The sequence below is a fragment of the Herbaspirillum sp. VT-16-41 genome (assembly GCF_001994935.1).
Classification (GTDB): domain Bacteria; phylum Pseudomonadota; class Gammaproteobacteria; order Burkholderiales; family Burkholderiaceae_D; genus Herbaspirillum; species Herbaspirillum frisingense.
The window spans coordinates 102,843-128,616 of the sequence record NZ_MUXB01000131.1; the positions used below are offsets into that span (position 1 = coordinate 102,843).

Genomic DNA, 25,774 nt, shown 5'->3' on the forward strand with positions numbered 1-25,774 from the left:
TCAAAAGCCGGCACCCGTGATCCTGAGCAGGGAGTAAAGAAATGGGAAACGATATCTCCAACTTGCTGAGCAAGTTCGGGGCAACGGTGGATGGCTATCTCGAAATCGAGGCCGCGATCGACTACAAGGAGCCGGTGCGCAAGCCCGCTGCGCCCAAGGTGGTGGTCGAGGCTGCGCCCGCAGTCCAGCAGCAGGCTGAACGGGTGGCCGAGCAGGTGGCACAGGCTGCCCCGGCCGTGGTCAAGAGCGTGCCGCCCATCGTGGTGGCCAAGTCGGTGGCGCCCCAGCAGCGTATCGAACCCGTGATGGAACCGGTGGTGGATGTGGATGTGGCGGCGGCCAAGGTCGAGGCCCCTGTTTCGGCACCGCATCCGGCCCCCATGGCGGCCATGGTCTCGTCGACCCTGGCGCCAGCGTCCAGCCCCTTGCCTGCGGAAATCCCGGCGCAGCCACAAGTTCAAGCTGAAGCTCAAGCTCAAGTTCAAGCCCGATCGGATTCGCCCGAGCCCCAGCCGGCCGACGCCGCCCTGGTCACGCGTGAGGCCATCGCGCCCGCGCCGGCACCCCTGGCGGCTGCGCTGGTGACAGCGACCGCTCCGGCCGTGATGCCCACGGTGGTGGCGGATGCCGCCGTGCCTTCCATGCTGCGTTCGCTGCTGGGTGAAGTCGCCCAGCAGCGTCAGTCCAAACAGACAGCCGGCGCCAACAAGGTGCTGGCCAGCCTGACACCCTCCACGCCGGCCCAGGTCATTGCCATCGTCTCGCCCAAGGGCGGGGTGGGCAAGACCACCCTGTGCTCGGCCCTGGCCTGCGCGCTGGCGCGGCACGGCCGGGTGATCGCCATCGATCTCGATCCGCAGAATGCCCTGCAGTACCACCTGGGCGTGAGTGTATTGCCCGAACCCGGCAGCGCCGGTCCGGCGCCCGCGGCGGTCCCCGCCGAGGCGCCCGACTGGCGCGCCGCCTGGCGCGACGGTAGCGCCGGCACCAAGGTGGTCACCCATGACGTGGTGGCGCACCAGGGCGAGGCCGGGATTGCCCGGCAGATGGCACTCGATTCGCAATGGCTGACGCGTCAGCTGCAGGCCATGGACCTGCAGCCGGGCGACGTGGTCATGCTGGACCTGCCGGCCGGGCAGAGCGCCTACTTAGACCAGGCTTTGCAAGCGGCCGACCAGGTGGTGGCGGTGGTGACGCCCGATGCCGGTTCCTTCCTGGCGCTGGAACATATGCGCCAGGCCCTGCATGGCCGCAACAACTGCCGCTACATCGTCAACAAGTACAACGCCGCCCGTACCTTCAGCCAGGACATGCTGGAAGTCCTCAAGCGCTGGATGGGGTCGCGCCTGGCCGGCGTGATCGCACTGGACCACGCCATCAGCGAAGGCCTGGCCTACGGCTTCAATCCGCTGATCAAGGCCGGGCATTCGCCGGCTTATGACCAGCTCCGGACCATCAGCGAGCAATTGCACGCCGAGGTCGTCAAATCCGCCCTCGCAGGTGGACGCGCATCATGAGTCAACCGCAAGCGCAGTCGCAATCCCGTTCCTCCAAGGCCAGCCAGGCGGCCACTGCCGCCGACCCGGCCGCACCCACCTCCAACCGCCTGCAGACCTGGATCCAGACCTGGGGCGAGCGCCTCGAAGCGCTGCCCCGGCGGCCGCGTCGCTGGCTGCAGCTGGGCCTGCTGCTGGTTGCAGTGCTGCTGGCGCTGCTGCTGGTGTCGGTGCCGCTGGAGTTCTATACCCAGTGCATCTTCGCGATCGGCTGCTTCGTGGCGGCGCTGATACTGCGCAAGCAGTCCGGCCGCTTCCCGGTGCTGGTGCTGATCACGCTGTCGCTGATCGTCTCGATGCGCTATATGTACTGGCGCATCACCTCCACCCTGGCCTTCGAAGACTGGCTCGACATCATCTTCGGCTATGGCCTGCTGGCCGCCGAAATCTATTCGCTCATCGTGCTCACGCTGGGTTACCTGCAGACCGCCTGGCCCTTGCGTCGCAAGCCGCAGATGCTGACCATGCCGCCCTCGGAATGGCCGATGGTGGACGTCTTCATCCCGTCCTACAACGAGTCGCTGGACATTGTTTCGCTGACCATCTTCGCCGCCCAGGCCATCGACTGGCCGCAGGAGAAGCTGCGCGTGCACGTGCTGGACGACGGCCGTCGCGAAGACTTCCGCGAGTTCTGCAACAACATCGGCGTGAACTACCTGGTGCGCTCGGACAACAAGCACGCCAAGGCCGGCAACCTCAACGAAGCGCTCAAGGTCACCGACGGCGAGTTCGTGGCCATCTTCGATGCCGACCACGTGCCGACCCGCTCCTTCCTGCAGATCTGCATGGGCTGGTTCTACAAGGACCCCAAGCTGGCAATGCTGCAGACGCCGCACTTCTTCTTCTCGCCCGATCCCTTCGAGAAGAACCTCAATACCTTCCGTTCCGTACCCAATGAAGGTGAACTCTTCTACGGGCTGGTACAGGATGGCAACGACCTCTGGAACGCGGCCTTCTTCTGCGGCTCCTGCGCCGTCATGCGCCGTACCGCATTGATGGAGATCGGCGGCATCGCCGTCGAGACCCTGACCGAGGATGCCCACACGGCGCTGAAGATGAACCGTGCCGGCTACAACACCGCCTATCTGGCCATCCCCCAGGCGGCCGGTCTGGCTACCGAGAACCTGGCGCGTCACATCCGCCAGCGGGTGCGCTGGGCGCGTGGCATGGCGCAGATTTTCCGGGTCGACAACCCCTTGCGCGGCAAGGGCCTGAAGCTGGGGCAGCGGTTCTGCTACCTCAATGCCATGCTGCACTTCTTCTATGGCCTGCCGCGCCTGATCTTCCTGACCGCGCCGCTGACCTATCTGTTCTTCGGCGCCCACATCTTCCACGCCTCGGCGCTGATGATCACGGCCTATGTGCTGCCGCACGTGCTGCACGCCAGCCTGACCAACTCGCGCATCCAGGGGCGTTTCCGCCATTCGTTCTGGAACGAGGTCTACGAGACCGTGCTGGCCTGGTACATCCTCGGCCCGGTGCTGCTGGCGCTGGTGAACCCCAAGCTGGGTGGCTTCAACGTCACCGACAAGGGCGGCATCATCCTCGACAAGCACTTCGACTGGAAGCTGGCGCGCCCCTACATCGTGCTGTTGCTGCTGAACCTGCTGGGCATGGTCTTCGGCGTCTGGCAGCTGGTGATGGGCGACCCCAATGCGATGACCACCATCCTCATCAACATGGCCTGGACGCTGTACAACGTCATCATCAGCAGCGCCGCCATGGCGGTCGCTTCCGAAACCCGCCAGGTGCGCAGCGAGCCGCGCGTGGCCGCCGAGCTGCCGGTGCGCATCAAGCTGGCCGATGGCAATGAGGTCAGCGGGACCACGCTGGACTTTTCGCAGAAGGGTATTGGCCTGCGTCTGCCCAAGGGCGTGACGATCGCCCGCGGCCAGCACATCAATGTGACGCTGTTCCGCAACCAGCAGGAGAAGGTATTCCCGGCCGTGGTGGTGTTCAGCCGTGGCGAAATGGTCGGCGCCCAGTTCCATGAGCTGACCCTGCGCCAGAACAGCGAACTGGTCCGCCTGACCTTCTCGCGCGCCGACATCTGGGCCAACAACTGGGGCAAGAGCCGCCGCGATACGCCGTTGAAGGCCTTGCGTGAAGTCTCGCTGATCGGTGTGAACGGTATCAAGGAACTCATCCGCGCCACCCTGATCCAGCTGCGCCTGTGGCGTGATACCCGGCGCCCGCCGGCGGCGGCTGCCGTCAAGCAGGATCCGGTGGTGGAAGCGGCACCGGCAGCACCGCTAGCTGCTGCTACGGCCGCGGGCGCTCCGGTAGCAGCAGCGGCAGGCGCGGTCCCGGCCGATGTAGTGGTTCAGGCATTCGACAAATCAATGGAAAAACAATGAAAAACAAGCAGTCTCCAGGAAAGAACCCGACTTTCCGTCGGCGCTCCATCTGTCTGATCATGGCCGGCGTAGTGGCCTCGGGCAGCCTGCCGATCCAGGCCCTCGCGGCTGCCGCAGCTCCCTCTGCTGCCGGTGCTGCTGCGGCCGCCACACCGATGGCCGGCGACCCCTACAACTTCAGTCTCACGCAACTGGGCCGTGGCTATCCGATCACGCTGCACGGCGTCGATGCCACCGACAGCGTCGGTTTCGACGTCCCGGCCAACCAGGTGGTGACCGGCGCCAACGTGACCCTGCAATACACCTATTCGCCGGCGCTGCTGCCGGATCTGTCGCAGATCAACGTGATGGTCAACGACGTGGTGGCCGGCAGCATCCCGCTGCCCAAGGAAAATGCCGGTACCCTGCAGACCAGCAAGGTCGAGATCCCGACCAAGCTGATCACCGAATTCAATCGCCTGAGCCTGCAGTTCATCGGTCACTACACCATGGGTTGCGAAAACCCGCTGCATTCCAGCCTGTGGGCGCGCGTGAGCAACGAGTCGGTACTGGCCCTGCAGACCACGCCGCTGCCGATGAAGGACGACCTGTCAATGATGCCGCTGCCGTTCTTCGACCGCCGCGACATGCGCATGCTGAACCTGCCCTTCGTGTTCGCCGCCGCGCCTGACAATGGCACCCTGGAAGCCGCCGGCACGCTGTCGTCCTGGTTCGGTGCGCTGGCCAGCTATCGTGGTTCGCGCTTCCCGGCGCAGATCAACGCCTTGCCGGCCAAGGGCAATGGCGTGGTGCTGGTCAGCAGCGAAGGCGCCAGCCAGATCGGCGCGCTGGAGATCGCCGCCCCCAAGGGCCCGACCCTGACCATGGTGACCAACCCCAACGATCCCAACGGCAAGCTGCTGCTGGTGACCGGCCGCAATGCCGAAGAGGTCAAGCGTGCCGCTGCTGCTGCCGCCCTGGGCAACAAGGCGGTAGCCGGCAATTCGGTGGTGATCGACAAGCTGCAACCGGTGGCGCCGCGCAAGCCTTACGACGCGCCCAACTGGTTGCCCACCGACCGCCCGGTGAAGCTGGCTGAGCTGATCGACGCCAAGCGTCTCAATGTGTCCGGCTACAACCCGGGCGATATCACCATTCCGCTGAACTTCCCGCCGGCGCTGTCGAGCTGGCGCCAGGACGGTGCCAAGCTGGACCTGCACTATCGCTATACACCGCAGCCGCGTTCGAGCAATTCCTCGCTGATCGTCAGCTTCAACGACGGCCTGATCAAGTCCGACGTGCTGCTGCCCCGCGACAAGCTGGACCAGGGCCTGCTGGCCGCCATCAAGAGCGATGCCCTGGAGCGCGAGATGAGCGTGCGCCTGCCGCTGGATACCGCGGCCCTGCAATCGCGCCTGCAACTGCGCTACATGTATGACTACGTGAAGCAGGGCGAGTGTGCCGACATCATCATCGACAACGTGCGCGGCAGCATCGATCCTGAGTCCACCATCGACCTGCGCGGTTACGACCACTTCATGGCCATGCCCAACCTGGGCGTGTTCAAGGATGCCGGCTTCCCCTTCACACGCATGGCCGATCTGTCCGAGACTGCCGTGGTCCTGCCGGACAACGCCAGCGATGCTGACCTCGGCGCCTACCTGACCGTGCTGGGCCGCTTCGGCAGCGCCACCGGCTACCCGGCCACGGGTGTGGCCGTGACCCAGGCCGCGCAGATCGCCAAGTTTGCCGACAAGGATCTGCTGGTGATGGCCTCGGGCCAGAACCAGCCCCTGCTCAAGCAATGGGCCGACCGCCTGCCCACCCTGGTGACCGGCGACAAGCAGCGCTTCGACCTGTCGGACCTGGCACTGCGCGTGGGGGGCTGGCTGGGCCTGGACCCGAAGGCGGCGCAGCGTCGCACCCGTCTGCAGATGGCCTTCTCGGGCGGTGATCCGACCTCCTACCTGACCGGCTTCGAGTCGCCGCTGGACGGCAGCCGCAGCGTGGTGGTGCTGGCCGGTGGCGACAAGCTGGGCCTGTCGCAGATCATGTCGGCCCTGGCCAGCAAGGAAGCCGAATCCGGCGCCGTCCAGGGTAGCCTGGTGGCGGTGCGCGGCGAGAGCATCGAACCGCTGCTGGCCGAGCAACAGTATTTCGTGGGTAGCATGTCGCCGCTGCGCATGCTGCGCTGGTGGCTGTCGCAGCACGTGGTGAGCATGTTCCTGATGGTGGCCCTGGGCATCCTGTTGCTGGGTGGCCTGGCATACCTGACCCTGCGCGCCAAGGCGAGAAAGCGCCTCAATGCGTAAGGCCGGGCATTCGGTAGTGAACAGGGCCGCCTCCCCGCGCCGGCGCCGGGTGGTCGGCCTGCTGGGCGCGCTGGGCGGCCTGGCAGCCACACCGTGGCTGCCGGCACTGGCCGCGACCCAGCAGAACTGCACAGCCCAGGATTGGCCAGCATGGCAATCCTGGGCTGCAGCACATGTACAGGACGATGGCCGGGTGCTGCACTCCAGCCTGCTGCCCAATCACACCACCTCCGAAGGCCAGTCCTACCACATGCTGCTGGCGCTCATCGCCAACGATGCCACGCGCTTTGCCAAGGTCTGGAACTGGACCCTGCACAACATGCTCGGCAACGACCCCGGCAAGATCCTGCCGGGCTGGCTGTGGGGGCAGGGCAGTGACGGCAAATGGCAGATGCAGGACGCCAATTCGGCCTCCGACGCCGATCTCTGGATCGTCTATACCCTGCTGGAAGCGGCGCGCCTGTGGCAGCGGCCACAATACCGCAAGCAGGCGCTGGAGCTGCTGGACAATATCGAAGCCAAGCTGGTGGTGGACCTGCCCGGCCTGGGCAAGATGCTGCTGCCGGGACCACAGGGCTTCAACCAGCGCAATGCACTGTGGACGCTCAATCCCAGCTATCTGCCGCTACCGCTGCTGCGCCGCCTCCAAAAGGAACGACCCAACGGTCCCTGGCAACAACTGGCCGACAATACGCTGCGCATGATCCAGGGCTCGGCGCCTCGCGGCTACGTGGCCGACTGGGTGGCCTACCGTATGCTGACGGTGCAATCCGGGCAGTTCCAGGTCGATCCCGCCAAGGGTGACCTGGGCAGCTATGACGCCATCCGCGTGTATCTGTGGGCCGGCATGACCTCGCCCCGCGATCCGGCGGCCGCGCCGCTGCTGGCGGCACTGGACGGTATGCGCCAGAGCCTGGCCGCGACCGGCGTGCCGCCCGAAAAGGTCCAGGTGACCACGGGCGCGACCGAAGGACAGGCACCGTTCGGCTTTGGCGCCGCGCTGTTACCCTATCTGGTCGCCAAGGGTGAAACCGCGATGGCGGCGCAACTGCAGCGTGCCGTCACGCAACAACTGGAGAACGGACTGGCGCAGCCTGACCCGCGCCCCGAAATCCTGTACTACAACGTCATGCTGGGCCTGTTCGGATTGGGATGGGTCGAGAAACGCTATCAGTTTCGCGATGACGGAACGCTTAATTTGTCCTGGGAGAAGTCATGCGCGCGCGCCGTTCAACGCTAGCCATCGGAGTCCTGAGCGCGCTGCTGGGTGTGGCCGCTCATGCGGCCGAGCCGGAGCTGGCGGCTCAACTGATCGAACAGGGCCAGTACTGGCAGGCACGCGACAACTCGCAGCGTGCCGCCGAGGTGTGGCAGAAGGTCTTGCAACTGGATGCGAATCAGGTCAATGCCCTCTACGGCATGGGCCTGGTCGGCGTGAGGCAGAACAAGCCGCAGCAGGCCAAGCAGTACCTGGACCGCCTGCAGGCGCTGTCGCCACAACCCTGGCAGGCCAACCAGCTGGCGCAGGACATCGCCCTGGCCAAGCCGGAAAACAAGGCCCTGCTGGCCGAAGCCCGCCGCCTGGTCGACGCCGGTGAACGCGACCGCGCCACCGACACCTTCCGCAAGATGTTCAACGGACTCACCCCGCAAGGCACGATAGGGCGTGAGTACTACAACAACCTGGCCTTCAACGATGCCGCCTGGCCCGAAGCGCGCAAGGGCATGGAACGCCTGCTGCGCGAAACGCCGGACGACAGCATCCTGGCGCTGTTCTACGCCAAGCAGCTGGCACGTCACGAAGATAGCCGTCTGGAAGGCATCCGCCAGCTGGCACGCCTGTCGAAGAAGACCGACATCGGCGGCGACGCCGACGAAAGCTGGCGCCTGGCGCTGATCTGGCAGGGGCCGCCGTCGCCGGCGCAGTATTCGCTGTTCGAAGAATTCATCAAGAGCCATCCCGACGACCAGCAGATCCGCGATTTGCTGGCCAAGGGCCGCCAGCAGGTGGCCGTCGGCCAGCAGCCGACCGTGGTCGGACGCGGCCTGCAGGCCCTGGAAAAGGGCGACCTCCAGGAAGCCGAGAAGGCCTTCCAGGAGCGCCTGTCCTCGCATCCCGACGACGTCGATGCCCTGGGTGGCATGGGCGTCATCCGCCAGCAGCAGAACCGCCTGGCCGAGGCCGAGCCCTTGCTGGCCCGCTCGGTCGCCAGGGGCGGCACGTCCTGGAAGAAAGCCCTGGACAGCGTCCGCTACTGGCTGCTGATCCAGCGTGGCCGTGACCTGCAGGCACGCGGCCAGACCGCGCAGTCGCAGGACGCCCTGGCCCAGGCCATGCGTCTGGACCCCAAGAGCCTCGACGGTCGCGTGGCCATTGCCGACATCCAGGCCAGTGCCGGCCAGTACGAAGCCGCCACTGCCAATTACCGCCAGGTGCTGGCGGCGCAGCCCAAGCAGGTGCCGGCCATCCGTGGCCTGGTCAACGTGCTGGCGCAGACCGGCCACGCCGATGAAGCCCTGCGCCTGCTGGACCAGTTGACCCCGGCGCAGCAGAACGAATTCGGCGACCAGGGGCGCCTGCGTGCCCTGCGCGCGCGCCAGCAGGCCACCCTGGCCGAGCAGCGCAACGACATCGACGGCGCCCTGGCGGCCATGCGCGAGGCCGTCAAGAACGACCCCGACAACGTCTGGACCACTTTCGACCTGGCCCGCCTGTACGTCAAGGCCGGGCAGGCCAAGCAGGCGCGTACCACTATCGACGACTTCACCCGCGAACACCGCGACAACGTCGAAGCCCTGTATGCCAGCGCCTTGCTGTCGGTGGAAATGGAGCAGTGGCAGGACGCCCTGGACACGCTGCGCCGCATCCCCGACCAGCGCCGTACCGCCGCCATGAACGAGCTGGCCAGCCAGGTGACACTGACCATCCAGGTCAATCACGCCACCGAACTGGTCAAGACCGGTCAACGCCAGGAAGCCCTGGTCCTGCTGGATCGCGTGCAGCCGCAGGCGGCCGGCAATCCGGAGCGCACCGGTACCCTGGCATCGGCCTATGTCGATGCCGGCGACGCCCCGCGCGCCATGGCGATGATGCAGCCGCTGGTCAATCCACCGGCCACGCCCTCGGTCAATACGCGCCTGCAATACGCCTCCATCCTGCTGCGCGCGGGCGAAGATGCGCAGGTCTACAACATGCTCACCGCCTTGCAGAACCAGAGCATGAATGCGGCCACCCGCAAGCAATACGACGACCTGCGCTTCCTCTACCGCGTGCGCCAGGCCGAACGCCTGCGCCAGGGAGGCGACCTGGCCGCCGCCTACGACACCCTGGCTCCGGCACTGGCACAGCGCCCCACCGACAACGACGCCATCGCCGCCCTGGCCCGCATGTTCAATGCGGCCGGCGACAACCTGCGCGCACTGGCGCTGTACCAGCCGCTGGTGCAGCGCAATCCGCGTGACGCCAACGTCTTGCTGGGGGCGGCCGACACCGCCGTACAGGCCCGCGAGAATGCCTATGCCCTGAAGCTGCTGGACCAGTTCGGCAAGCTCGACAGCAGCGACCCCACCACCTTGACCGAGGCAGCACGCATCTATCGCGCCCTGGGCAAGACCGGCGAGGCCACCGCACTGCTGCGCAAGGCCGTGGCGATTGAGAACGGTGCGCGCCAGCGCACGCTGGCGGCGCAGGGCAATGGCTTCGATCCGGCCATCAATCCCTTCCGCACCCAACGTCGCCTGCCGGGCAGCGACGACATGGCCGCCATTCCGCCGCCGGCCGAGACCATGCTGCGCCCGGTGGCCATGGCCGCGCCGGCCGTGGTCGATACACTGCCCATGCCGGCCAATCCGGCCATGGCGCAGCGCCAGTTGCAGGCGCAGCAGGCCCTGCAAGCACAACAAGCCCAGCAGGCCCAACCAGCGCCGGCCTACGGCACCGCACTGGGCCCGGTGTTCAGTTCGGCCGCACCGGTGGCTGCAGCGCCGGTGCAGGGCGGGGCATATGCCCAGGCCCAGCCGGGCGTGCGTGCCAGAAATACCAACGTCGCCAACGTCGCCAACGCCCCCACCACCGCACTGCCCGGCGCGGCCACGGCCACCCAGCGCGCCCTGCTGGCCATGCAGGGGCCGTCCGCCAATGGCGCCGCCGTGGACAACCTGAGCCCGGCCCAGCGCGCCCTGAACGACATCCTGCAATCGCGCAGCGCCTATGTCACGCAAGGCGTGGTGGTGCGCGGCAATGCCAGCGAGTCGGGCCTGAGCCGCATGAACGACATCGAGGCCCCGCTGGAAGTGAACATGCCCGTCGGTAACGACCGCGTGGCCGTACGCATCACGCCGGTCTCGCTGGACGGCGGCACCCTCGGCGACGAACCAGCCAGCCGCTTCGGCGGTGGCGGCAGCAGTGCCACCGGCCTGGGCAAGCAGAGCGCTAGTGGCGTCGGGGTGGCAGTGGCCTACGAGCGTCCCGAGGATGGCGTCAAGGCCGACCTCGGCACCACGCCGCGTGGCTTCAAGTACCCCAACATCGTTGGCGGGGTGAGCGTGGAGCAGTCCTTCCCCGGCAGCAGCACCAACCGCTTCGCGGTGAACGTGTCGCGCCGTGCGGTCAACGACAGCATCACCTCGTTTGCCGGCAGCACCGATCCCCGCGCCGGTCTGTCCTGGGGCGGCGTGACCGCCAACGGTGGTCGTGCCGAGATGAGTTCGGACGATGCCCAGACCGGGGTCTACGCCTATGGCGCGCTGCACAGCCTGCGTGGCCGCAACGTGGAATCCAACACCCGGGTGGAACTGGGTGGCGGTGCCTACCAGTACCTCACCAATGCCGAGGACGAGAAGATGACCGCCGGCGTGTCGGCCACCGTCATCAGCTACGCCAACAACCAGAACTTCTATACCTACGGCCATGGCGGTTACTTCAGTCCGCAGGCCTACCTGGGTCTGGGCGTGCCGGTCACCTGGGCCAAGCGTTCCGACAAGTTCACCTTCCAGCTCAAGGGCTCGGTGGGGATGCAGTATTTCCGCCAGGATGGGGCTGACTACTTCCCCACCGATGCCGCCCTGCAGGCCGCCAGTGGTCGTCAGTACGCGCAGCAGACCAAGACCGGCCTGGGCTACAGCCTGGAAGGCAACGGCGAATACCGCTTCGCGCCCCGCCTGTTCGTCGGTGGCGCGCTGCGTCTGAACAATTCGAGCGACTTCCGCGAACTCAACGTCGCCATGTATCTGCGTTACACGCTGGAGGACATGCAGGGCAGCTTCCTGACCCTGCCGGTCAGTCCGTACCGTTCTCCTTATTCCAACTGATCCTTTTTACCGACATATCGCTATGGCTACTGCATCCGTTCTGGCAGGTCTGACTATCCTGGTGCTTGGCGAGAGCCACATGAGTCTGGCCGACCACCTCACCGAACCCCTCAACGCCAAGCTGACCCAGCTGGGCGCCAAGGTCCATTCCATCGGCGCCTGCGGCGCCAGCGCCGGCGACTGGCTGACCACCAAGAAGGTCGATTGCGGCGCTGATCAGGTCGACAACGGCAAGATCCAGATCAAGGGTCGCGAAGCCACCACCACCCCGATCGGCCAGCTCATCGCCAAGGACAAGCCGGATCTGGTGGTGCTGGTCATCGGCGACACCATGGCCTCCTACGACAAGCCGGACTTCCCCAAGGCCTGGGCCTGGCAGAGCGTGACCGGCCTGACCAAGGCGATTGCCGCCACCGGCACCAAGTGTGCGTGGGTCGGCCCGGCCTGGGGCAAGGCCGGCGGCATGTACGGCAAGAACGACGCGCGCACCCAGCTGATGTCGCGCTTCCTGGCTTCCAACGTGGCGCCCTGCACCTATATCGATTCGCTGACCATGTCCAAGCCCGGCCAATGGGTTACCACCGATGGCCAGCACTTCACCGTGGCCGGCTACAAGTCCTGGGGCAATGCCATCGGCGACGCGCTGGCCAAGCTGCCGGCCGACGCCGTGAGCAGCAAGGGAGCCAAGAAATGAAGGTGATGCAGGCACTGGCCGCCGCTGCGGCCCTGCTGTGCGGCGCCAGCGCGCTGGCTGCCGACATCCCGCTCTATCCCACCGGCCCGGCCGAGGATGCGGCCTTCATCCGCTTCGTCAACGGCACTGCCGAGCCCTTGCAGGTGCTGGCCCAGAAGGGCCAGCCGCCGCTGAAGCTGGAAGCGGCCAAGCCGGTCTCGTCCTTCTTCCCGGTGACGGCCAAGTCGACCATCAAGGGTACCCTCACGGTCGGTGCCAGGAGCCTGGAGCTGGGCGTGCAGGCCAAGCCCGGCGAATTCGCCACGGTGGTCGTGCTGCCCGGTGCCAAGGGCATCAGCCAGGTGACGGTGCAGGACAACCCGGACGACTTCAACGGACTGAAGGCCTCGCTGGCCTTCTTCAACCTGGATGCTTCCTGCGTCGGGGCGGCACTGCGCCCGGCCGGGCGTAACGCCGACCTGTTCAAGGACGTCAAGCAGGGCAGCCTGCAACGGCGCTCGATCAACCCGGTCAAGCTGTCGGTGCAACTGGTGTGCGGCGGTGCCAACACCGGCCCGGCGCTGGACCTGGGTGAACTGAAGGCGGGCGAACGCTACAGCGTGCTGCTGCTGCCGTCGGACAAGGGACCGCGCCTGTTGGCGGCGACCGACAAGCTGGCCAACTGATCCATCGCCCGACTGCGCTGCCGCCATGGTCTTTGCCTCGCTTGAATTCCTGACGCTGTTCCTGCCGCTGTTCCTGCTGGTCTATGCGGTGGTGCCGCAGCGCGGGCGCAACCTCGTGCTGCTGCTGGGCAGCTGGCTGTTCTATGGCTGGCTGAGCCCGCTGTTCCTGTCGCTGCACGTGGTGCTGACCATCGTGGCCTGGGTCGGCGGTCTGGTGGTGGACCGCTCGCGCGAGGATGGGCGAGGGCGCGTGCGCCTGCTGACCGCGCTGGTGGTCTTCAATACTGCGGTGCTGGTCTGGTACAAGTACGCCAACATCGTCGCTGCCACCATCAGCGACCTGATGGTCCAGTACGGCGCCATGCCGCTGGCCTGGCAGAAGGTGGCGCTGCCGGCCGGCCTGTCCTTCATCGTGCTGCAGGCGATCTCCTATCTGGTGGACGTGCATCGGCGCACGGTGGCGGTGGAGCGCAGCTTCATCAACTACGCCACCTACATTTCCATGTTCGGCCATTCGATCGCCGGCCCCATCATCCGTTACGACTGGGTGCAGCGCGAACTGACCCAGCGCTGGTTCAACTGGGAGAATTTTTCCCTGGGCGCGCGCCGCTTCATGGTCGGCATGGCCATGAAGGTACTGGTGGCCGACACCCTCTCTCCGGTGGTGGATGCCGCCTTCCATCTGCAGCAGCCCAGCTTCGTAGATGCCTGGATCGGCTGCCTGGCCTATTCGCTGCAGCTGTTCTTCGACTTTTCCGGCTACAGCGCCATGGCCATCGGCCTGGGGCTGATGCTGGGTTTCCACTTCCCGGAAAACTTCAACCATCCCTACCTGGCCGGCAGCATCCAGGATTTCTGGCGGCGCTGGCACATCTCGCTCTCCAGCTGGCTGCGCGACTATCTCTACATCGGCCTGGGCGGCAACCGCCATGGGGTGTGGAAGACCTACCGCAACCTGTTCCTGACCATGGCCATCGCCGGTCTCTGGCATGGTGGCGACAGTTGGAACTACCTGCTCTGGGGCTCGGCCCACGGGCTGGCCCTGTGCCTGGATCGCGCCTGGTCGCGTTCATCCTTGCCTGCCATCCCGGGCTGGCTGGCGCATGTGCTCACGCTGCTGTTCGTCTGCCTGGCCTGGACCCTGTTCCGTTCGCCCGACTTCGCCACTGCCGCCACCATGTATGCCGGCCAGTTCGGGCTGCACGGCATGGGTTTGAGCGACGCACTGGCCGTGGTCTTGCGCCCGGTGCAGGCACTGGCCGTGCTGCTGGGCCTGTTCTGGATCGTCGCGCCACTGTGGCAGGAGGCCAGCCAGGTGCGCTGGGCCGATAGCGTGGTGTATCTCTGGTTCCTCCGGTTGTGGCCGGTGGCCGGATTCCTGCTGTCCTTCGCGCTGATTGCCAGCCGCGAGACGGTGCCTTTCCTTTACTTCCAGTTCTGATCCCGCGAGTCCGCCATGAGCACGCCTCCCGTCTCCGCTCCTGCCACGCCGGCCGCCCCCAGCGCCTTGGCCCGGCGCGCCAGCCGCTGGGCCGGCCTGGTCCTGGCCGTGGTGCTGGCAGCCGGCCTGCTGGGCTGTGGCTGGCTGGTCTATGCGAACAAGATCGAATGGCTGCCCGCCAGCTGGACCCGTGACGATGCCCTGCATGGTGAACTGACCCATCGCATCGCCAAGCAGTTGTCCAATGCCTGGCTGCCGGAACAGGCCGCCCGACTGGAACGCGCCGGCAGCTGGCTGCTGCTGCATGACACCGGCCCCCGGGTGCGCAGCGGTTGCCCTGGCTGGCTGTTCCTGACCGAGGAATTGCAGGTCCATCGCGATGCCCAGGCCAACGCCCAGGCCAAGCTGCAGGCCGTCATCGCGCTGCGCCAGAAGCTGGCCCAGCGTGATATCGCTCTGCTGGTGGCGGTGGTGCCCGACAAGAGCCGCATCGCCGCCGCGCAGTTGTGCGGCCTGTCGCGCCCGGCCCAGCTGGAAGCACGTGCCGCCCAGTGGGTCGCCGGCCTGCAACAGGCCGGTGTGCGCACCATCGACCTGGCCCCCACGCTGGCGCCGCTCGGTGCCTCGGCCTGGCTACGCACCGATACCCACTGGAACGAAACCGGCGCGCAGGCCGCGGCTGCGGTGATTGCCGCGCAGGTGCGTGCTGCCGGCCTGCAGCCCACGCCGGCGCAGGCCTATCAGGCCCAGCCCGGCCCGCTGGCGCGCCGCCCCGGCGATCTGGTCCACCTGGCCGGCCTGGACTGGCTGCCACTGCGCTGGCAACCCCAGCCGGAAGAGGTGGCGGCCACCGAATTCAAGGAAGTGGCAGCAGCGGGGCCTGCACCGACTGCACCGGCCGAAGCCACCAAGGGAGGCGACGATCTGGACGACCTGCTGGGTGACCAGCAACTGCCCAATGTGGCCTTGATCGGTACCTCGTTCTCGCGCAATTCCAATTTCGTGGGCTTCCTGCAGCAGGCGCTGGGTGCGAAGATCGGCAGCTTCGCCAAGGATGGCGGCAAATTCTCCGGCAGCGCCAACGAGTATTTCTCCAACCCTGCCTTCACCCAGACGCCGCCCAAGCTGGTGGTATGGGAAATCCCCGAGCGCGATCTGCAGACGCCGTATGAGGCGATCAGGCTGGGGCGGTGAGTCGAGATCGCAAGCGGGAATCGCCCGGCTTGCTATAGGCCTAACTCGGTCTTTCTACAAGTGACCCTTTTGTCCTTCCTGTCATCGCGGCAGAATGCGTAATCGAAAAATGTTTGTTTGTCAGCATGGTGTCGAGAGAAGGTCTTCTCGATCATTTGCCGCATGGCATAGTCGTCCGTTTTTCATACCGGACGGACCTGACAGCCATGACAAACATGAAAAGCCTCCGCGACCAAAGTCGAACCATCGAATCGGCTGAAGCTTTTGATACCCAACTCCGAGCGCGAGAAGCCGGGTGCGAAGGTATCGAACCCAAAGACTGGGTCTCCGTCCCAGCGGAAAGTTCGTGTCGCCGGTTGTCGGTCCCGATGAGCGAACGCGCGAATACGAGGACGGTGATTGCTCTCGTATCTAGCTCGCGGGTATGACGATGTACTGGCGTTCGTTCATTCGTGAGGACGACAGTCTCACCCCAGGTGGCGGGGTCGTAAAACCCCAGCCCCAGCAATTTCCATCGCGCTACAACGGGAAGCTGGCCTGCTATGAAGGCGATCCGGTTTTCTGCAACGCCTGCAAGAGCTGGGGCGTGACCAAATGCGTCCCACCCTACCGTCGCCATACTGGGCCAGATGGCCGACAGTCCAATCTGGACGGCGATCTATGTCTTTGCAAATGCCCGACGCCGCCGCGCCTGAAAGCATCCTTCGAGAACGTTCGTATGTGCTTCCAGGAGCAGGAGGTCGCAGCAAATCCCGGGGCTATTTCGTGGCAGATATACGCGGGGCACGCAATCGAAGAACATGAAATCGTGTACGAGATAGTCGACGCGGCGACTGGAAGCCCGGTAGAAGGAATGACCTACAAATTGATGAGTGCCGGCAATACACTGCTGGACTCCCAGGCACTGGAAAACGGCCGAAGTAAAGCCTGCTCCTTGAACGAACATCCAAGTCTGATTTTTATTGCGTGGATCAAGGGAGGCGACAAGTGAGCGGCGAGAAAATTGATGACGAAACTCGGCTGCTTGCGGCCATTGCCTATGGCGAAGCATCTACGGTAGATGATTCTGATGAGATGGGTGGAATTGCGTTTGCGGTCGCCAATCGGTGTCGCGCCTGGGGTGGGAAAACGGTATCCCAGCTAAAAGCGGCAGACCCCAACTACGCTTATGCATGGAATGGTCGTAATGAGCGATTCAATAAATTGATGAGAGCCACCGACAGCGCTATCAGGAAAGACGATGGCATGTTATTGGCTCTTGAGTGGGCCACTCTTGCTTTGAGCAACAAGGGACGGGATCCATCCAATGCCGCTCTTTGGTGGGATGGGCTGGACTTCAAGACTCAGTTTCATAGCCGGCCGAAAGTGAAGGATGGATTTAAGTTTGGCGATCCGAAGCACAACATCTTTGATGTCAGGGAGACAAAGAGAGAAGTCATTGTTCGGTGGAGGGTTAAAAATAAAAGAACCGGGCAGGTTATCGATGGCGCCGAACGGGGGCGTTATGACGCGGTTTGGGTTTCGACCGCCGCCCATGGCGGCACGATATTTTGGAAACATCCACCAGAGTACATCTCGGCAACCGGAGGCAAGGAATACAAATGAACGCTAAGAAATGGAGCCGTATTTCTTTGCTGGCTTTCATTCTGTCGGCATCGACTGAACAAGCATTCGCCGCGCGTGGAAAACCTATCACGCGCATTGATGGATGGAAGCCGACGACAGAAATACTGGAATACCATTCCTGCGGAATGGCCGATATGTGCTGGGTGGCAGAGCTCAAGAACAAGAAAACGAGGAAGCGGATTGCCGCACTTCGCTGCAATGGCGAAAAGCTATTTTCGATTTTAGGGAGGGAGCCTGAGAAAATCGCTGCCGCGAATTGTCATGCGTTCGAGGATAAAGACAAATTTGAACAGATACCCCGAGCATTTCACACCTTGCTTAATCGCTGACAACGCCCCCTCGCGTCGTTCCGCTACCGGGAAGCCGTCGATTCGAGCGTGCAAAGAAACGCCCGCCGCACGGTCACTCCGCACGGTCACCCATCACTCAGCGCAAGACCAGCTACGGTGATGTACCGACGCTGGCTTCCCAATGCAATAAATAAAATATTGTATTTTTATAAATAATCTCTTCCCGCTTTCTCCTTTCCACCGCTCTCCCACCCGCTTTGCTGGAGGCCAACCCCCGGGCCTGCTAAACTTGCCGGTCCGCCCACTGTGCAGGGCGGGTTCCAGGCATGGTCCTGGCCAACCTCCACGACAAATTGACAGAAGAATTCGACCCCGCTCCCCTTGCGGACGAGCATGACTCCGGCTCCTTCGAGAGCTATTTCCGCGATCCCACGCAGGCCGCCGAAGCGCCCCTGGCCTGGGGCCTGGGCCAGCGGCTGGATGTGCTGGACGCCCTGCGCGGCCTGGTCTCCGGTGGCCAGGCGGCGGCACGCCTGCGCATCTGGGTGTTCCTGGAACTGGCGGCCCAGCCGCAAGGGCGGCTGCAGCGCGAGGACCTGAACCAGCTGTTCTACGCCCTGAAACCCGAGGCCATGGACGCCGCGCTCAAGCGCCTGCGCGACCTGGGCCTGCTGGTCTGGGATGCCACCGACCAGGATTACCAGCTCTCGCCCATCGCCCAGCAGGTGCAAGCCCTGCTGGCGCCACTCACGCGCGCCGTCGGCGAGGACGACGAGATGGCCGCGCTGCTCTCGCAGGTGGCCGGGGCTCAGGCCCTGGGCCTGTCCGACGCCAGCCAGATCCGCCACCTGCATGCCCAGCTGGCGCGCCTGCACGACCAGTTCGCCGATGCCATCGAAAGCGGCTCCGAAGCCCTGCTGCGCGAAGCCCAGCCGCGTTTCGAACGCGCCCTGAAGCTGGTCAACCGCGCCGGCGAAGCCCTGACCGCCCTGATCCGCAGCGAACATGCCGATGCCCGCCTGGAGCGCGAAGCCCGCGCCCTGGGCAATGGCCAGGCCCGTCTGCTGACCATGGCCAGCCAGTTCACCCGCGCCCTGCAACAGGCTGACCGCCAGCGCGTCACGCTCGGCAGCACCGGCGTGACCAGTTCGGACGTGCGGCGCTGGCTGCAGAGCCATCCCGACCTGTCCTCCCTGATGGGGGAGGCGCTGTCCATGGGCGTCAAGCCGGTCTTCGTCAGCGGCCACGAATTGCTGGACGTGGCCGAGGGCGAGTTCGAACGCGACCGCCCCGACACGCAGCGCTCGCAAGGCCTGCCGCCCCCCGCCCAGGCGGTGGAGGGCAAGATCGAAGCGCTGCGCATGCCGGTCGAACTGGGTGACCTGATCGCCCAGCTGGGCCGGCTGGGCGCCATGCCGGAAGAGGGCGACGAGGGCCAGCCGCAGTCGTTGCCGCTGTCCACCGTGGTACTGGGCGGCAGCTTCGGCAAGGCCGCCTATCGCCTGCAGTTGCTGCCGCTATTGGGCGACCGCCAGGCGCAGACCCTGCAGGGCCAGACCGGCGACCTGGCGCGCCTGCCATGGCAGGCCGGGTTCCTGCCGCTGGTCGAGAAAATCGATGACCCGGATGTTGCCGCCATCAGTGGCGGCGCCATCCATCCAGATCCATCCCCGGAAAGACCGAATGAGTGAGACCCTAGACGAGGCCGGCCTGCTGGCCGCCGAACTGCTGGCCCGCCGCTGGCTGCCGCGCAAGCATCCGCGCGTGCGCCGCGCCCTGATCGATGCCGACCTGTGGCAGGCGCTGCAGGACCGACTGACGCAGGTGGGTTTGCGGCTGGTGGACAATATCCACGCCGACCATATCAGCGTGGCGCTGGTGCGCCCGGCCGAGTACGCCGTCTTCGGTGAAGCCGGCATGAATGCCAACAACAACATCGACCTGCCACGCGATGCGATCTCGCTGCTGGTGGTGCTGTGGTCGCTGATCGTGCTGCCCAAGCGCGAGCGCCAGTCGGCGCGCGCCGCCGGTGACGCCGGCGAGCAGCAGGAAGAGATGTTTCACACCGACAAGCCCATGCCCAGCGCCGCCGAGGTCAGCCCGGTGGTGTCCTATCGATCGCTGCTGGCCGACTTCGGCACGCAGCTGGGCAAGAAGATGCGCATGGACGGCAACCTGCGTCGCCTGGAAGCCCACGGCTTCATCGTGCGACGCGGTGACGACATCGCCGAAGGCCCCTTGCTGGACCTGCTGCTGGACTACGACGCCCTGGCGCCGCGCATCCTCGATGGGGCCCTGGGTGAAGTGCTGGCCCGCGCCACTGCCCGTGAAGAAGCGGCAGCGGCTGACCAGTCCGCTCCCACGCCCGCACCCGCGCCCGTGCAGCCGGCAGACGAAGAAGGAGAATTCTGATGTTCCACCTGCAATCGCTGGAACTGCTGCAGTGGGACTATTGCCAGCGCCTGACGCTGCCCCTGGACGGTTCCATCATCACCATCGCTGGCCCCAATGGGTCCGGCAAGACCACGCTGCTGGACGCCATGCGTACCCTGCTCGGGCTGGAGTGCTCGGGCGGGCGCAGCTACAAGACCTATGCCCGGCACGCCAATGCCGACACCACCTGGCTGCGCGCCACGGTGGACAACCGTCCGCATGGCCGCCAGACCTCCACCCGTCCGTTCGCCCGCAACCTGCTCTATGCCGATCAGGTCACGCTGGCCTGCCGCATCGAGCGCAACGGTGGCGACTGGCAACGACGCTACTGCATGAGTGATGGCGATGTCGCCATCGAAACCCTGGCGCAACTGCCGGAGAAGGACTGGCTGGGCCTGGACCACTGGCGCAAGCGTCTGGAAGGTGCCGGCCTGTCGCGCGCGATCGCCCGCGTGCTGGCGCTGGAGCAGGGCCAGACCGACCGCCTGTGCGAATTCTCGCCCAAGGAATTGCTGCGGCTGGTGTTCGAGGTCTTCGGTGACCAGGAAGTGCTGGACCGCTACGAAGAAGCCCGTCGCCACCAGCGCGACCTCGCCGCAGAAGTGACGCTGGCCGAACAGGAACTGGCCTATAGCGAGGCGCAACTGGCCCAGCTCGACAGCCGCGTGACCCTGTATCGGCAATACCAGGGCAAGCTGCGCGAGCGCGAAATCCTGGCCGCCGAGGTGATCCCCGTGCTGCGCTGGCATGAAGAGCGCCAGACCACGGCCGGTCGCCTGCGCGAGTTGCATCGCCAGCGCCTGCATCACAACGAGCAGCGTCGCCAGCGCAGCAGCGATGCGCTACAGCTGTCGGCACTGCTGACGCAACAGCAGGCCGCCCGCGAAAAGGTGAGCACGCTGGAACGCGACAAGGCCGAGGCCCAGCAGGCCCAGCAGAAGGCCCGCGATGCCGAAAAGCCGGTCGAGGAACTGGTCAAGCAGGCCGATGAACTGCTGGCCCTGTCGGCAGTGGAAGGCGATGCCGCGCAACTGCTGTCACGGGTGGAAGAACTGGAGCAGCAGAAGGGCGCATTGAACGACCGCTGGCGCGACCTGGAGCAGCAGCGCAAGGAAGCCCAGGGCGCTCTGGAACGCCTGAGCGGACAGCGCCAGGCGCCCAAGCCGGGCGACGTGCAGCAGTTCAGCCGCAGCCTGCGCCAGGCCGGTATTGCGCACCACATCCTGGCCGATGTCATCGAGATCGGCGACGACCACTGGCGCGCCGCCGCCGAAGGGGTGCTGCGCGCTTCCTGCTGGGTGGTGGTGCTGGACGACCCCAAGGATGAAGCCGCCGCCATGGCCCTGGCCGAGCGCGAGCGCTATCGTCACTACGTGGTGTCGGACGCCGCCACCGCACCGGCCCAGCCGGCGGCGGACAGCCTGTTGGCGGTGCTGCGTTTCTCCGCCAAGGCGCCGTCCTGGCTGCTGCGCCAGCTGGCGCAGATCCGCCGCGTGGACGATACCGTCGAGGGTGCGCGCCTGGGCGGTGAATGGATCACGCCGCAAGCCTACTGGCGCGACGGTCGGGGCGGACGCAGCGTCTGGCGCGATCCGGGGGACTATCAGTTCGGCGCCGCCGCCATGGCCTCGCGCCAGGCCTCGATCCAGAAACGCCTGGCCACGATGGACGATCAGCTCACCGATGTCGTGCTCAAGCAGAGCGAGGTCAAGCGCCAGCTGGAGGCCGCCAAGAAAGCCACCGAAGGCCACCTGGCCGCCGAGGAACTGGCTGCTCGCAGCGAGGAATTCGAGCAGGCCAGACGCCAGCTGCCGTCGCTGCGCGCAGCCCGCGTGGCCGCCAGCGAACGCTGGACACAACTGGATGCGCAGCATGCCGACGCCATCGAACAGCGCACCATCATCGATGGCAAGTACCAGGGCCTGCAGCGCCGCCTGCGCGACACCGAAGGCGACCTGGCCGGCCAGGAGCGCGACTGGCGCACCCGCCACGACGAGCAGCGCGCCCGCGCGCTGGCCTCGCGGGCGCAGAAGGGGCGCTTCCCGCAACGCTGGATCGGCGCCGATGCCGTGCAGGCGCTGTACGAGAAATACAGCAACGCCAAGCAGGCCGAACTGCGCATGGCGGCGGTGGAAACCGAGCTCGACAGCGGCCAGTGGGAAAAGGACGGCACCGTCGAAGACAAGCACCTCATCATGCAAGGCACGGTGGGCAACCAGCGCAACGAACTGGACTCGCGCAAGATCAGCAATGCCCAGGCCGAGGAAGCGGTGGGCAACGCCCGCGAGCGCTACATCGACGTGCTGCGCGCCACCGTGCGCCGCTATCGCAAGAACATCGTCGATCTCGGTGCGCTGGCCGGCGTGATCGTCAGCGCCGACCTGCCGCACCTGGACAACGACGATACCGTGCTGCGCCAGGCCGAGCTGAAGGTCAGCTTCAACTTCGACGGCAAGGGTGAGATCGGCCTGAACGACGGCGAAGCCTCGGGCGGGCAGCAGGTCATCAAGTCGCTGATCCTGCTGGTAGGCTTGTTGAAGGACGACGACATGCCGGGTGGCTTCGTCTTCATCGACGAACCCTTTGCCCACCTGGATGTGCGCAACATCCAGCTGGTCGGCAACTTCCTCAAGTCGACCCGCGCGCAGTACGTGCTGACCACGCCGATCACCCACAACGTGGAAGTGTTCGAGCCGGCCGATATCACGCTGGTGACCTCGAAGAAACCGCGTGAAGCCCGCTGGGCGCCGCCCATCGGGGTGTTGCAGCGGCGGCTGCGGCTGGATGCCTGAAGCACCGGACCATGAGTGCGCTGCTAGAGACGCCGCATGGCCGCAATCAGCATGATCTGGTCGCCGCCCATGCGGTGCCAGACAGCTTGCTGCTGCTGGACAAGGAAGAGCGTGCCGCTCTGGAACGCTGGGCGCGAGGCGAGGCCGGCTCCCGCAGCCGTGACGCCATGCTCAAGGAGGCACAGTCGGTAGGGCTGGGCATCGAACGTGCCGAACGCCTGTGTCAACGTCTGCTGCAAGAGGGCTGGATCAGCCGGCGCGAGGAGCTCAAGGGCGGTAACTGGCTGTGGAAGACTATTGCCTGGCGCGACTTGCGCCGCCTGCAGGGTTTGTTGGGCATCATCCATGCCGAGCAACGAAAGCAGGCGCGACAAGCCATGCTGGAGCAGGCCTGGCAATGGCTGCACGAACGCGGCAATGTCCAGCAAACCTTGCTGGACCCCGACCTGCTGGATGAACTGACGCTCGCCCTCAAGGCACTGGAAGAGGACAAGTCCCTGCGCGCCGACGTGCTGGAAGCTCGCCTGAGCCTGCTGCGGGCGCTGGCGGCTTGGCACGACAGTGGCCAGCAGGGATTGCGGCGTAATTTTGCGCTCCACGCGCGCGACCTGACCAAGTCGCTCAGCGCGAGCGAGTGGCGCTGGCTGGATGCGTTATTCGATCTCGAACGATTGGGCATTGCCAGTTTTGCCCAGGTGGGGTGGCTCTCCGGCGATCTGGTCTTCTCCTGGCATGGACGTCGGCTGGAACTGGCGCCGCTGCATTGCGTCGGCCTGCCGCTGGACGATCTGCTGGTTGCCGATGCCCTCACAGCGCCACGGCAATGGTGGCTGATCGAAAACCGTACCAGCTTCGAACTGCAGGCACGTCAACGCCAGGCCGGTGTGGCACTCCTGTGGATGCCCGGGCGTCCCTCGTCGGCCTGGCTGGCGACGGTGTCGCATTTGCTGCAACTGGCACCTGCGCCGGCGTGGATCAGTGCCGATGCCGACCCGGCCGGTGTCGACATTGCCTGCACGGTCGGTAGTCGATGGGAGCAGGCCGGTCTGGCCTGGGAACCCTACCAGATGGGGCTCGCCCAATGGCAGAGCACCACCCAGCGCTGGCCCCTGAATGCACATGATCGCCGCTTGCTGGGCGTGTTGCTGGCACGCCCTTCGCTGCAGGCTTCGCTACGCGCTCTGTGCGAGGCGATGCAGACCGAGGGACGCAAGGCCGAGCAGGAAGCCTGGTTGTAAGGTGAAAGCAGGCGCGGCATTGGCGCCCTGCATCAGCGCAACTCGCGCACTATCCGTCCGGGAGGCAACAGGCCCGACGGCACTTCCGGTACCTCGGCCTCCAGCAATTGATGGGCTACGCATTCGCACCAGTGGATGCCGCGGGCCAGCGCCAGGGGCTTGGAGTCGTACAGGCCCGGCAGGGAGCGCTTGGGGAAGAGCTGCCCAATGGAGCGGTGGCGGATTTCCACGCCGCTGACGAACCAGCTGTCGGCGCGGTTGGCGCACCAGACCCTGAACATGAACGGCGAAGAATGTCCGGTCACTTCGTAACAGGACATCGTGTTTGCACGTTGACCCAACTGCTTTCCTCCTATGGTTTGGGCGGCATTATAAACAGCGTCGGGCAAGCTTGCCAAAGGGCAGCGCATTATCGAAACCGCCAGCATTTCCAGCCCTCAAGAAAAAGTGCGGGGAAAGAACAGGTAGGTAATGGATTCCTACAAGGCTTGTAGGTGTTGTCTTGTATAGCTTCAAAGCCGCGTCACCTAGAATGGTCAGACCGTGCGTCCAGGGGGACTGCAGGCGCGCGGTACCTTTCCCAATGCGCCTTCCGCCCGCCACGCGAAGCGGAAGGTATGACCGTCCAGGACACAAAAAGAACATGACTTCCGCCCACACCCAGCAACTGACCGTGATTCTCAACCAGCACCAGCAAAGCCTGCTGGAAAACTGGCTCACGACCTTGACGTCCAAACTGGGCCGCAAGGAAAAAAGCGGTGAATTCGAAATCCGCCGCCAGGCCGAACAGTTCCTGAGCCTGCTGGCACGCACCCTGGAAAGCGGGGCTGGCAGCGACACCGATGGCAACGACTGGGCCGATGTGCGCCACTTGCTGGGCGAAGTGTCGCGTACGCGTGCGTTGCAGGGCTTTTCCTCGCTGGATACCGCCAGCTTCGTGTTTGCCCTGAAGGAACCGCTGTTCGACCATCTGCGCAGCATCCTGGGCGAGCAGCCGGCCCAGCTGGCGCAGGAGATCGCGGCCACCAGTTCGCTGTTCGACAAGCTGGGCCTGTACACCATTGAAGTGCACCAGAAGGCGCGCGAGCAGGTCATCCTGCGTCAGCAGCAGGAACTGCTTGAGCTGTCCACGCCGGTGGTGCAGCTGTGGCAGAACGTGCTGGCGCTGCCGCTGATCGGCACGCTCGACAGTGCGCGCACCCAGGTGGTGATGGAAAGCCTGCTGCAGAAGATCGTCGAGACCGGCGCCATGATCGCCATCATCGACATCACCGGCGTGCCCACCGTCGATACGCTGGTGGCCCAGCATCTGCTCAAGACCATCGCTGCCGCCCGCCTGATGGGCGCGGACTGCATCATCAGCGGCATTCGTCCGCAGATCGCCCAGACCATCGTGCATCTGGGCGTGAACCTGGAAGACGTGACCACCAAGGCCACTCTGGCCGATGCCTTCATGATCGCGCTCAAGAAGACCGGCTCGCGGGTTACTGTCCAGAATACGGAGCAGTAATCCATGGAACGCATCCCTATCCTGCGCATGGGGCGCTTGTTGCTGGTGACCATCCAGGTCGACATGCACGATCGCCTGGCCATGGCGCTGCAGGACGACCTGACCGAGCGCATCGTCAAGGACCGCGCGCGCGGCGTGCTCATCGACATCTCCGCGCTGGACGTGGTGGATTCCTTCATCGGTCGCATGATCAGCAATACCGCCTCCATGGCGCGGGTGCTGGACGCCCGCACCGTGGTGGTGGGCATGCAGCCGGCGGTGGCCATCACCCTGGTCGAGCTGGGACTGACACTGGATGGCGTGCGTACCGCGCTCAATGTGGAACGCGGCGTCAAGCTGCTTGAGTCGGAGAGCGACTGATGGGCGCGCCCCACATG

At 65.4% G+C, this 25,774-nt stretch carries 19 protein-coding genes; 18 read left to right on the forward strand and 1 reads right to left on the reverse strand.

The features are described from left to right. The first annotated feature begins 41 nt into the window (after window positions 1-41). The 16 genes from bcsQ to BTM36_RS20355 all read left to right on the forward strand — a co-directional run bounded on the left by bcsQ (window position 42) and on the right by BTM36_RS20355 (window position 23,887). Window positions 42-1,517, forward strand: a complete 1,476-nt coding sequence (gene bcsQ / locus BTM36_RS20280) for a cellulose biosynthesis protein BcsQ (protein WP_077237695.1) — start codon at window positions 42-44, stop codon at window positions 1,515-1,517. Next, window positions 1,514-3,913: a UDP-forming cellulose synthase catalytic subunit gene (gene bcsA, locus BTM36_RS20285; protein WP_077237696.1), complete on the forward strand. Its 2,400-nt coding sequence runs from the start codon at window positions 1,514-1,516 to the stop codon at window positions 3,911-3,913. The genes bcsQ and bcsA overlap by 4 nt, the downstream gene beginning before the upstream one ends. Continuing rightward, on the forward strand, window positions 3,910-6,204 hold the full coding sequence (bcsB, locus tag BTM36_RS20290; RefSeq protein WP_077237697.1) for a cellulose biosynthesis cyclic di-GMP-binding regulatory protein BcsB: 2,295 nt from the start codon (window positions 3,910-3,912) through the stop codon (window positions 6,202-6,204). Before bcsA ends, bcsB begins: the two co-directional genes overlap by 4 nt. A 16-nt stretch (window positions 6,205-6,220) precedes the next feature. Next, window positions 6,221-7,444 carry a cellulose synthase complex periplasmic endoglucanase BcsZ gene (gene bcsZ, locus BTM36_RS20295; protein ID WP_306460541.1) on the forward strand — a complete coding sequence of 408 codons (1,224 nt, stop codon included), beginning with the start codon at window positions 6,221-6,223 and terminating at the stop codon, window positions 7,442-7,444. Further along, entirely contained in the window at window positions 7,420-11,514 is a 4,095-nt protein-coding gene (locus tag BTM36_RS20300; protein WP_077237699.1) for a cellulose biosynthesis protein BcsC, read from the forward strand. Before bcsZ ends, BTM36_RS20300 begins: the two co-directional genes overlap by 25 nt. A gap of 79 nt (window positions 11,515-11,593) precedes the next feature. Continuing rightward, window positions 11,594-12,208 (forward strand): SGNH/GDSL hydrolase family protein, encoded by a 615-nt coding sequence (locus tag BTM36_RS20305; protein ID WP_006465009.1) that lies wholly within the window; start codon window positions 11,594-11,596, stop codon window positions 12,206-12,208. Further along, on the forward strand, window positions 12,205-12,873 hold the full coding sequence (locus BTM36_RS20310; protein ID WP_077237700.1) for an alginate O-acetyltransferase AlgF: 669 nt from the start codon (window positions 12,205-12,207) through the stop codon (window positions 12,871-12,873). Before BTM36_RS20305 ends, BTM36_RS20310 begins: the two co-directional genes overlap by 4 nt. 25 nt (window positions 12,874-12,898) lie before the next feature. Beyond that, window positions 12,899-14,314, forward strand: a complete 1,416-nt coding sequence (locus tag BTM36_RS20315) for an MBOAT family protein (protein ID WP_077237701.1) — start codon at window positions 12,899-12,901, stop codon at window positions 14,312-14,314. Between the two features lie 15 nt (window positions 14,315-14,329). Further along, the gene (locus BTM36_RS20320; protein ID WP_174616886.1) at window positions 14,330-15,508 is read left to right on the forward strand and encodes a cell division protein FtsQ; all 1,179 of its coding nucleotides are present in this window, start codon (window positions 14,330-14,332) and stop codon (window positions 15,506-15,508) included. A gap of 430 nt (window positions 15,509-15,938) precedes the next feature. After that, window positions 15,939-16,499 (forward strand): PAAR domain-containing protein, encoded by a 561-nt coding sequence (locus BTM36_RS28615; protein WP_174616887.1) that lies wholly within the window; start codon window positions 15,939-15,941, stop codon window positions 16,497-16,499. Continuing rightward, window positions 16,496-17,113, forward strand: coding sequence for a hypothetical protein (locus BTM36_RS20330; RefSeq protein WP_077237703.1), 618 nt, complete (start codon window positions 16,496-16,498; stop codon window positions 17,111-17,113). The genes BTM36_RS28615 and BTM36_RS20330 overlap by 4 nt, the downstream gene beginning before the upstream one ends. After that, complete coding sequence (locus tag BTM36_RS20335) at window positions 17,110-17,463, forward strand: hypothetical protein (RefSeq protein WP_077237704.1); 354 nt, start codon at window positions 17,110-17,112, stop codon at window positions 17,461-17,463. Before BTM36_RS20330 ends, BTM36_RS20335 begins: the two co-directional genes overlap by 4 nt. Window positions 17,464-17,750: 287 nt before the next feature. Beyond that, window positions 17,751-19,115: a hypothetical protein gene (locus tag BTM36_RS20340; protein WP_174616888.1), complete on the forward strand. Its 1,365-nt coding sequence runs from the start codon at window positions 17,751-17,753 to the stop codon at window positions 19,113-19,115. Then, window positions 19,108-19,836, forward strand: coding sequence for a hypothetical protein (locus tag BTM36_RS20345; protein WP_077237705.1), 729 nt, complete (start codon window positions 19,108-19,110; stop codon window positions 19,834-19,836). Before BTM36_RS20340 ends, BTM36_RS20345 begins: the two co-directional genes overlap by 8 nt. Continuing rightward, entirely contained in the window at window positions 19,836-22,649 is a 2,814-nt protein-coding gene (locus BTM36_RS20350) for an ATP-binding protein (protein WP_077237706.1), read from the forward strand. The genes BTM36_RS20345 and BTM36_RS20350 overlap by 1 nt, the downstream gene beginning before the upstream one ends. A gap of 11 nt (window positions 22,650-22,660) precedes the next feature. Then, entirely contained in the window at window positions 22,661-23,887 is a 1,227-nt protein-coding gene (locus BTM36_RS20355) for a DUF2399 domain-containing protein (protein WP_077237707.1), read from the forward strand. 32 nt (window positions 23,888-23,919) lie between these two features. Here BTM36_RS20355 and BTM36_RS20360 read toward each other — a convergent pair whose 3' ends face one another. Continuing rightward, complete coding sequence (locus tag BTM36_RS20360) at window positions 23,920-24,207, reverse strand: hypothetical protein (protein ID WP_039876822.1); 288 nt, start codon at window positions 24,205-24,207, stop codon at window positions 23,920-23,922. Between the two features lie 323 nt (window positions 24,208-24,530). Here BTM36_RS20360 and BTM36_RS20365 point away from each other — a divergent pair, with 323 nt between their 5' ends. Together BTM36_RS20365 and BTM36_RS20370 are read left to right on the forward strand one after the other, a co-directional pair. After that, entirely contained in the window at window positions 24,531-25,397 is an 867-nt protein-coding gene (locus BTM36_RS20365) for an STAS domain-containing protein (RefSeq protein ID WP_006465086.1), read from the forward strand. A gap of 3 nt (window positions 25,398-25,400) precedes the next feature. Beyond that, the gene (locus BTM36_RS20370; RefSeq protein ID WP_006465085.1) at window positions 25,401-25,757 is read left to right on the forward strand and encodes an STAS domain-containing protein; all 357 of its coding nucleotides are present in this window, start codon (window positions 25,401-25,403) and stop codon (window positions 25,755-25,757) included. Window positions 25,758-25,774: the final 17 nt, after the last annotated feature.